This is a genomic window from Gemella sp. GH3 (assembly GCF_013415425.1).
GTDB lineage: Bacteria > Bacillota > Bacilli > Staphylococcales > Gemellaceae > Gemelliphila.
The window spans coordinates 1-403 of the sequence record NZ_JACBYC010000192.1 but is presented as its reverse complement, the minus strand read 5'-3'; the positions used below and the strand labels follow the sequence as shown (position 1 = coordinate 403).

At 32.3% G+C, this 403-nt stretch carries 1 pseudogene; it reads right to left on the bottom strand.

Features of this window, described 5'->3' with window-relative positions:
- A pseudogene (locus tag HZY83_RS07010) lies at positions 1–403 on the bottom strand (hypothetical protein); the annotation flags it as partial.

Below are 403 nucleotides of genomic sequence, written 5' to 3'. Positions count from 1 at the left end.
TTATTATAAGATTCAATACTATTTGGTTTTTTTATTGTTAGTATCACCTGTTCTATTCAATCCATTCAATGCATTTTGTAATTTACTTGTATCAGCAGTTAAATGTTGCTTAGCATCATTAAGTGCTTGCAATGCTTGATTAACTTTAGATTTTTCATCCGCAATTTGTTGAGCAGTAGCATCTCCGTTATCAATTATTGAGTTTGCTAGGTTGATGGCACTTTGTGCATCAGCTCTTTTAGCATTGTAATTATTAATAGAGTCTTGAGTCATACCTGTAGTGCTAGGTTGATTATTAATCGCTTCCTGTAATTGATTTCTAGCAGTAACTAATTCGTTATTGTTAGCCTTGTTTTCTAGTAAATGTATTGCACTGTCTAACTTGGGTTGAACAGCTTTAATG